This is a genomic window from Rugamonas aquatica (assembly GCF_009380215.1).
In the GTDB taxonomy this organism is placed as follows: domain Bacteria; phylum Pseudomonadota; class Gammaproteobacteria; order Burkholderiales; family Burkholderiaceae_D; genus Rugamonas; species Rugamonas aquatica_B.
In genome coordinates this window covers 1-532 of sequence record NZ_WHUG01000047.1, presented here as the reverse complement: position 1 = coordinate 532, position 532 = coordinate 1, and the positions used below count along the sequence as shown (strand labels likewise).

General features: G+C 52.3%; 1 rRNA gene. It reads left to right on the top strand.

What is annotated here, in order from left to right:
- Window positions 1–532, top strand: a 16S ribosomal RNA gene (locus GEV02_RS32585); the annotation flags it as partial.

The window sequence follows — 532 nt, the reverse complement described above, 5'->3', positions numbered from 1 at the left end:
GCTAATGACGGTACCTGAAGAATAAGCACCGGCTAACTACGTGCCAGCAGCCGCGGTAATACGTAGGGTGCAAGCGTTAATCGGAATTACTGGGCGTAAAGCGTGCGCAGGCGGTTTTGTAAGTCTGTCGTGAAATCCCCGGGCTCAACCTGGGAATGGCGATGGAGACTGCAAGGCTAGAGTTTGGCAGAGGGGGGTAGAATTCCACGTGTAGCAGTGAAATGCGTAGATATGTGGAGGAACACCGATGGCGAAGGCAGCCCCCTGGGTCAAAACTGACGCTCATGCACGAAAGCGTGGGGAGCAAACAGGATTAGATACCCTGGTAGTCCACGCCCTAAACGATGTCTACTAGTTGTCGGGTCTTAATTGACTTGGTAACGCAGCTAACGCGTGAAGTAGACCGCCTGGGGAGTACGGTCGCAAGATTAAAACTCAAAGGAATTGACGGGGACCCGCACAAGCGGTGGATGATGTGGATTAATTCGATGCAACGCGAAAAACCTTACCTACCCTTGACATGGATGGAATC